Origin of the sequence: Desulfofundulus sp. (assembly GCF_049701015.1) — a bacterium.
Taxonomy (GTDB): domain Bacteria; phylum Bacillota; class Desulfotomaculia; order Desulfotomaculales; family Desulfovirgulaceae; genus Desulfofundulus.
Map to the genome: position 1 here is coordinate 1 of NZ_JBNATZ010000125.1, position 7,226 is coordinate 7,226.

A 7,226-nucleotide genomic window follows, 5' to 3' on the forward strand; every position below is an offset into this window, starting at 1 on the left:
GGAGGGTGCGGCGCTGCCAGACGTAGAAGTAGTCGGACAGCTCTGCATACTGGACGTTGTTGTAATAGGGTGGATCGATACAGATCAGATCCACCGAACCATCGGGGATTTCCATCCGGGCCGCCGTGCCGCACCGGATGGTCACCGGCGGCGCGGCCCCGTTGAGCTTTGCGTGCAGGGGCGCCAGCAGTTCCGCCATTCCTGCGTAGGCGTCAACGACCTGCGCGAGCGCCCAGGCTGCGCCCGAGTTGGGGCCGGTAAAGATCATTTCACCAAATGTCCATTTCAACGAAAAATCATGGCGCCCAAAGGTCCCTTTTACGATGCCTCGAGTGTATTCCCAGCGTGTCTGCTTGCTGTTATAGTCAAGTCCTTTATCGATCATAAACTGAAGATATGTAACAACTGCCCGACCCCGCTCCTCCCCCAGCTCCCGGAGGATTTGCGGCTTGAGGCGATTGAGCTCCTCTATCAGGATGAGGTGTCCCAGGAGCTGGCGCGGCGTGAACATATCGCACCAGCGCGTCATGCCGTAAATAGCCGGGCGCATATCGTTACCTTCCGGGAATCGCTCCGTCGGAATGAGCCCCTGACGCTCCCACCCGGGCCATCGCTCGGCCAGGCGCTTTTCGGCCTCGGCCAGGGCCGCCAGGTCCCGGTCGTTGGGCGGCCGGAAGAAGCGCACCCTCTCGGTCTTAATTTCACCGGCCCGCTCGCCGCTTTTGTAACGCTGGGGCCTGCCGTGTTTATCCAGTTTTGGCTGGTAGCGAACGGCCACCACGCAGTAAAGCCGGTCCTGCCACCTGCCGTGGGGTGAGGTGCCCCGCGCCTGGGCTTTGATTTCTTCGGCGGAGATGGCCTGGCGGCAGTGGACGCACAGGCCCACACCATCCTTCACCGTGGCGAAGTCCGGGTCCTCGCCGTTCGGCCCCCGGTTACCCCTGAGGCGGTAGGTTTCAAACCGGACCCTGCCGCCCCTCGGCCGGCCGTCCGTGACAATGCGCACACCCCACTTTTCGCCTTCCTTCGACAGCCAGCAGGTGTTCAGCAGGGGCGCTTCACCGCCGCAATGGGGGCAGGTAACCTGGCGACAATAAATTAATCCTACTTGATCCTGCTCGGGCCCATCAAATTGGGAAACAACTTCCTGGCAGTTATTACAATGTTTTTTGAGCTGTTCCAGTTCCTCTTTGGGGAGGGTTGAAAATGGCGTAACATCAGCCATTTTTTCCTCAACGTGTGTGATAAGACGGTTGCCCCATTTTTCCAGGTCCTCAATAAGACCAAGCCCAAACCTCGCCGGGTAGTTCAGAGTGGCATAGAGGATTACGGCAGCCACAGGATTTAGCTCATTTGCAATAACATTACATCCGAGGCGCATGGCCTCAAATGGAATAGAACCTCCTCCTGCCGTTGGATCGAGTACTGTCAATGATTTATTTATTGGAACTGGATGGTGAGCATAAGCCCGCCCGTAGGCATAAAGGTCTTCATTGTCCCATTTAAGGACAGAACCTAAAACGCTTTTTATACGTTCCGAGTTAGCAAATTCAATCCGCTCATTAACATGAGCCGGATCTGCCGCCACCCGTTGGACCGGGAGGCGGTCACCCTTTTTAGGCCATGGCTTCGGCAGAGGCTGAGATTCTCGTAGCCAACGTGTAATCACCGAATGGCTGCCAAGGCCCGGGTCCGCGTCGCAGAGCTTTTGGATAAGATCCCGGTTCTTTTTCCGTCGTTCCTGCTCCTTCTCAAGTGCCTTGAGAACCGCATTATTAACTGGCAACCACTCCGTTCCATATTTATCGGTTTCCAGACAATTAAGCAAACGACCGGTAAGCGTCCACGGCTCCCCGTTCACCAGGGCCTGCACTTTTTCGATGCCCAGCTGGCGGAGAAACCAGTCCGGGTCCGTCCCGGCAGGCAGGAGCGAGCCGAGAACAGCGGCGCGGCTGGGTACAAGCGGGCGCCGCGCCCACCAGACGTGGAGAAAATACAGTGGTGGGAGAGCGGAACTTGCACCCCGCTCCCGCTGGGTCTCCGCGCCGACCTGGTGGCAGGGGAAGCCCGCCTCGATCAGGCGCATGTCCGTTCCGGGTATAGCGTGCTGCGCCACGAAACAATCTCCTCTCTGCAACTGTTCAGTCAACCCGCTACCACTGTCAGGTGCCGCGTTGGCCAAAGCGAACGACGCAGCACACGCTGGTAACAGCACCCGGCGAAGCGAGGGTAACCGGACTGCGGCGTGAAACCAGCGGCAGCGAAATGTAGCTTTAGAAAAGATAACCTACTAAACGATAAAAAGATTAAAGTAAGCCACAACAGCCTTGTCCGCATTTGCAGCGCCGCTAGTCCGGTCCGAAGCCAGCCGCGGTGCTGTCAGCGCGGAGCACTGGAGTGAGCGTGGACAACACGGCACCGTAGCGGGATTACGGAACATTTATTCCACTCTCTATTCACGCAACTTTTCCAGCATATGAATGATCTCCTCATCCCCGGGCTGGCCGCCGAGCATGATCCGCATACCCGACCTCGCCCAGCGGCTGGCCGCCCCGCCGTACTGGGTCGCCCGCGTCAACCAGTAGACCGCTTCCTCGCGGCTGAAGCGCTGCACCCGCCGGGCTATAAGCTCAACCCGGTCCATATCCTTGATGCCTTCCCGGAGTTTGAAGATGAGCGACAGCTTGGCGCCCGCCTCCTCGTCCAGGGGCAGGTTGCCCCTGAACGCAATGCCCCCGTTGCCAAAATACCGCTGGAGTTCGAGCGGGATCCCGGCATGGTCGCAGACGCGGCTGACAATGTTACGGATCACGGGCAGGCAACGGCGCAGGGGCTGGCCGTAGAGCAAACCCCGGTCCTTAAGAACCACCCTGCCCGGAACCCCGCCGTTATTTGGGGCGTCATCCGCGCCTTCGCCGCGCTCTTTGATTACCAGGACGGGCGCCGGTTTGTCCTTATATTCGGTTACCCTCAGGATCCAGGGGGCACTCTTCAGCAGGGGCCGGATGCGGTGCTGCAGGTCAGGCAACAGGCCCCGGCCGGTGTTTGACTTCCGGTTTGCCATTTGATCCGCCCCGCCTTATTGTTTCTTCAACTCCTGGATGAATAAGCAATCATCATCCGGATCGGTTATTTCAAGAATGGCCTCGGTTTGTTCGCCCTGCTGTACCACGCCGGCCAGCACTTCAAAAAGCTCGCCAAGAGCCTTCATGGATTCCGGGGTAACGCCGGTCAGTTGAAGCCGGATCAAGCCGCCGCCGGGAAGCTCCAGATCAATCAAATCCATACTTTCAATGGTGGAGCGGGCGCCTTTATTGTAGAGGCTGCCCAGCCGCCGGAGCAGCGGCAGCAGCTTCCTGGCCCCTTCCTTTCCTTCCAGGACAAACCTGCGGCGGCCGGCGGTCACCCATCCCCGTCCAGCCGCTTCAGCCGGCGTGATCAGGACGTCACCGGGTAAAGGGGTGTAAAGGGCTGCCGCGGAACCGTGGATGAGATCGGGTTTTTCCTTTTGATCCGGCGCGCCGCGAAAAACGAAAAGCTGGCCGCTCTTCACCAGCGTCACCACGGCCTCCTCCAGTTCCCGGACGGGAACCTCCCCGTATTTCCCGGCCATGCTTTCGGCAACCTTCTCCACCGTGGAAACGCCGCCCCGGGCAACAGTATAAATCACACCCTCGCGCACTTCAACCGGGTCCACCTTCTGATTTACTGCCCAGCCGCGCTGGTTGGCTCCCTGGGGAGTGATGAGCCCGTAATCCCCGGCAGCCAGGTCAACCCCCAGCGGAATATCATTTTCCCGGTCGTAAAATTCGGCCGGTTTCGCGCTTTCCCCGGTATCCATGCGGAAGACGCACCAGACGCCCTTCTGGACCCCGGCCCGCACGATCTGGTCGAAAACTACAGGGCTCTCCAGCACCGGCCAGCTGCGCACGCGGTAAAAGTTTTCCCGCAGCTCCTTTAAAGTTACGGCGTCGCCGTGCTCGAAGAAAAGCTTGCTCAAGTTCAGGAGGTCGGCCTGAGTTGTGCTGCTGCCGGTAAGGAGCTTGCCGTCCTTGCTCAGCGCGTCGCGGATCAGCTCGATAAAGGGTGCCCCGCCTTCGCCCCCGGCAGTCTTTATTTCCCTGCGCACGATATATCCCGCTGACCCCGGGTAGTAGAAGCCCGTATAGATTCTCGAAACATCGGTAAGCAGGGCGTTTTCGCGTTCAGCGTAGCGCTTCCGAAAATCTTCATCTTCCAGGCGGCGGGGGTTTACCCCGTAGCTCTGCGGCTTCTCCATCAGCAGGCGCATGGCCATGACCTGGCGGGCAGTACCATCAATTCGCTGCCGGGCGTCCCAAACGCGGGTGTTTTCGAAGAGCCCGTCCTGATCGTTTATCCCCTTCACAATAACGGTTTCCGGAACGAGGAGAAAAATGAGGTTCTGCCGCTCCCGCGGCCTGTTCTGGCCTTTTGTGGTCACCATGGCTTCAACATCAATCGTCCCGGCAGTTAACGAAACGACCCCGAGCACGGGCCGGTCTTTGCCGTCGGGCAGGTGCTCCGGCAGCGAAACATCATGCTCTATATGAAACAAACCCGCCCCCCCGGTGACCACCTTTCGTGCCGCCGCCTCCAGCAGCTCCTCCACCTGGGCAGCTTTTAACGTCCTGCGGATTCTGGCCAGAACGCTGTTAATCGTCGGCTCTTCGCTGGCGAAATATTTCCCCTGCTCGTACCGGAGGTAAAAAGCGCTTTCGCTGATCTCTTCCAGCGCCGTGCGCACCTGCGGCGGCGTTAAGCCGGGGAAGGAAACGTTAAAACAGGCTTCGGACTCGGTGAGGCCGAAGATTTTTGAGCCCAGGCCCTCTTCGCGGCCGACCAGGCTGTGCAGGAAAACGGTCTTCCATGTATACTCATAAAGGGGGTGGCCTTCCGGGTGGGGGTTGCGCCGGTCGGCCAGTTCCGCGTTGCTGTGGCCTCCCTCCAGCGTGCCCGTATCTACGCCGCCAATATCGGCGTTAAGAACAAAGAGCAGGTCCGAGCTGCCCGTGCGGCCCAGGATTTCATTAACCACCCGCTCCGAGCGCAGGTCAAGGTGGCACGCGTGGATCATCGGAACGGCCTTCTGCTTCTGCCACAGGCTGCGCACGGCAAGGGAGAGAACCCGAAGGACGCCGCGCGTTCCCTGAAAGTTTTCGGCATTGGCCAGCTTCTTATTAAGAAAATCAACGAGGGTCGGGTGGAACGGATAGTTGGCGATCATCCGGCCCTTGAAGTCATCGCTGGAAGCCTCCTCCGGCAGCAGGGCCGCGTTCCGGCGGTACATCGCCATGTACTCCTCAGCGGTTTCCCTGGCGGCTTCACGATCTATGAAGACAAACAGCCGCTTGGTGAGGACGGACGAAATTTCAGCCGCCTGAACCGGCGTGACCTGGACCGCGTCACGGGCAACCACGCTGGCTACGCCCTTCACGGCTCTTTCCCCAATCCCCAGAGCATCGTCCTCGCCAACCTCTTCGCCGCGCACCTGGCTGATGAGCTTTGCCAGGTGCTCCGTCTGTTTGGCGAAGGCATCTGTTGTGCTGGCAAGCGTGAGCACCACCGCAATCCCCGGATGGTTGCGGGCGTAGCCGTGAAGAGCCATTAAAAAGGCGGCCAGCTGGCTGGCGCCATCGGGCCGGGCCGCTTCAAGCCGCGCCGCGTACTGGGCCAGCTCGTCCAGCAAGATGAGGACCTTACGACCTGCAAACACCCTGTCGAAATACGTTTTGCCGGGCGCGGCATGGGAGTTCGCTTCATCCTCAACCTCGCGGTAAAGGTTTTCTCCACCGATCTGATAGGCGATCTCGCCCCAGAGGGTGTAAGGCACTAAAGCCCTGCCCTTTGGCTTATGCACTGGAATTTCATCACCCGCCACGCCAACGACGGCGATCTCGCCGGGCTCGGGGAGAAGCTCCGGGTCGAGGACGTCCCGGATGACGCTGCGCAACTCCGTACCTTTATGGGCGATGTGCGTACAGGCGATCAGCGTGTGGGTCTTGCCGCCACCAAAAGCCGTCTCCAGCCGGTGGATGGCCGGAACGGTCAGATCACCCGCAATCCGGCCGAAAACTTCCGCCAGAGTCAACCGTAAACCCTGGGTCGGGTAAGTAGCCTCCCGGAAAAAGAGCTCCGCGCTGGTGTAAATACTATCAATGATGCCCCGGCTGCTGCGATAAAACTCGACGACCGGGCTGAGCGACGCCGTAAAAACCTCGGGGTTGAATGTACCAGCCAGGATCTCGGGCCGCGGTTTGCACGCATCCAGCACTGATTTCACTTTTCGGACCTCCAGTTCTTAGCTCCCGGTTTCCGCTGCAGATTCCGCCTTATCCCCCGCCCGGTCTTTGCGGGGTTGACCGGTTGCCGGGCGGAGAGCGCTATATAAAGTTAATCATGCTCAATTACAACCAGTTCCGGCATGGGAAAGTGCCTCACGTTCTTTGTAACCAGAGTCAGGGAATTTTCCACTGCCACCGCGGCAATAATGGTATCCGAAATACTCAGGGTGATGCCTTTTTCCCGTATTCCCTCCGGTACAAACCGGCCCGGCGGGCAGTTTTATATTCAACAGGATAAAAAAGCAGAGCCTTGAAAAATTCTTTTATTTTATGCAACTCCTCGGGCCTTGCTCCCGAAAAAACCTCGGCCACTGTAACCGGACAGCATGCCAGGGGGCCTGCTTCTACCAGCCGGTTGAGCATATCGACTGCCTCTTTTCTCCTGCGGAAAAAATCGATTAAAATCGTGGTATCCAGTAAAAAACCATTAGTGGTCAAAAATCTTCCTCCTCCGGGCTTCCGCTTCCTCCCTCAACCGGCGAACCCAGGAGGAAACATCTTCAGGCTCGGCAAAACCGGGGTAATCCTCTTTCTTGAAAACCCCAGCCGCCGACTGTAAAGCCTTCTTTTGTTTTAACCGGAGCAATTCCTTTTGCGTGGCTTCAATAATAAACTTGCTCCTTTGCCCCTGACCGACAATCCTGTCCAGCTCAAGCAGCAGGTCAACTAGAAACCGGATTGGGGTTAGTCTGGTTTTTTCCAAGCCATCACCCCCTTGTATATACCCTGTGTATATTATATAAAATATACCACTGAATACAATCGCATTAATCAGGTCAACCACTTTGAAAGAAAAAAAGCCTCCGAGAGGCAAATCCAGGAAAGCCACCTTTATATTTTTACATTAAAACCGGCTCTCTCAAA

General features: G+C 58.1%; 5 protein-coding genes. All 5 read right to left on the bottom strand.

The features are described from left to right. The coding region (locus tag ACPLUI_RS08770) for a DUF1156 domain-containing protein (RefSeq protein ID WP_424659886.1) at window positions 1–2,182 on the bottom strand (2,182 nt) is incomplete at its 3' end. Between the two features lie 270 nt (window positions 2,183–2,452). After that, complete coding sequence (locus ACPLUI_RS08775) at window positions 2,453–3,064, bottom strand: DUF7680 family protein (protein WP_424659887.1); 612 nt, start codon at window positions 3,062–3,064, stop codon at window positions 2,453–2,455. A 15-nt stretch (window positions 3,065–3,079) separates the two neighbouring features. Continuing rightward, on the bottom strand, window positions 3,080–6,301 hold the full coding sequence (locus tag ACPLUI_RS08780; RefSeq protein ID WP_424659888.1) for an ATP-binding protein: 3,222 nt from the start codon (window positions 6,299–6,301) through the stop codon (window positions 3,080–3,082). Between the two features lie 223 nt (window positions 6,302–6,524). Beyond that, on the bottom strand, window positions 6,525–6,800 hold the full coding sequence (locus ACPLUI_RS08785) for a PIN domain-containing protein (protein WP_424659889.1): 276 nt from the start codon (window positions 6,798–6,800) through the stop codon (window positions 6,525–6,527). Continuing rightward, window positions 6,790–7,065: a hypothetical protein gene (locus tag ACPLUI_RS08790; RefSeq protein WP_424659890.1), complete on the bottom strand. Its 276-nt coding sequence runs from the start codon at window positions 7,063–7,065 to the stop codon at window positions 6,790–6,792. Before ACPLUI_RS08790 ends, ACPLUI_RS08785 begins: the two co-directional genes overlap by 11 nt. Window positions 7,066–7,226 lie beyond the last annotated feature (161 nt).